At 62.9% G+C, this 958-nt stretch carries 1 protein-coding gene; it reads right to left on the bottom strand.

Annotated elements, in window-relative coordinates:
• Nucleotides 1-4 precede the first annotated feature (4 nt).
• A complete protein-coding gene (locus RJ1_RS45045) occupies nucleotides 5-799 on the bottom strand; it encodes a TauD/TfdA dioxygenase family protein (RefSeq protein ID WP_073371180.1) in 795 nt (264 codons plus the stop codon).
• Nucleotides 800-958: the final 159 nt, after the last annotated feature.

The raw sequence follows: 958 nt of genomic DNA, 5'->3' as shown, positions 1-958 counted from the left end.
GCTTCTACGCGGGGACCTCGCCGCGGAGGGTGATGCGGTTGAGCACCCGCTCCCGGGCACCGTAGCCGTGAATCGCGTAGTGCATGGTGCACCGGTTGTCCCACATCACCAGGTCCCCTTCCCGCCAGGTGTGGCGGTAGACGTTGTCCGGGGTGACCGAATTCCGATACAGGAACTCCAGCAGCGGCTCACTCTCCTCCCGGGTCCACCCATCGATGCAGGCGTTCTCCCGGTGTCCCACGAACAGCGCCTTCCGACCCGTCTCGGGATGCGTGCGCACCAGCGGATGCACCGCGGTCGGTGTGTCCTGCTCGGCGACGTTGAGCATGCGGCCCAGCCGGATACCGCTGAATCGCACCATCAGACCGTTCAGGGTGTCTTTCATTGCCGGAGACAGTCGTTCGTAGGCGAGATACTGGTTCGACCACATCGTGTCCCCGCCCACCGGGGTCGTGATCGCCGAGAGCATCGTGATCTTCGGCGGTGCCGCGGTGAACGACCCGTCGTAATGCCAGGCCTCGGTGGCCGTGGTCTCCTTCTTGACGTTCGCGACCTGGAAGATCTCCGGGTGCCCGTCCAACGGATTCAGCATCTCCGTGACCACCGGCTCACCCCACAACCGGGCAAACTCGATCTGCGCCACAGGCTTTACGTACTGATCCCGGAACACCAGCGTGCAGTGCTCGGCGAACGCGGCACGCAGCGTCTCCAACGTCCGATCGTCGATGGGCTCGTCCAGACGAACGCCGTCCACCGCGGCGCCGATGGATCCGGTCAGGGGGGTGACACAAAGCTTCACGAGGGCTCCTCGATTTCGGCGGGTTCTTCACGATTCGAATGACCGGCAAAACGCCGGATAAGTGGTGCCAGTCACAACGTAACAGGAATCACAATTTATGTCGACAACAATTTTGGGCAGTTTCTCAGCCCACCGACCGGGCACACGACAACACCCGAC

Source organism: Rhodococcus jostii NBRC 16295 (assembly GCF_001894825.1).
Classification (GTDB): Bacteria; Actinomycetota; Actinomycetes; order Mycobacteriales; family Mycobacteriaceae; genus Rhodococcus_F; species Rhodococcus_F jostii.
The sequence above is the reverse complement of the archived record's forward strand: the minus strand, read 5'-3'. Positions and strand labels throughout refer to the sequence as shown.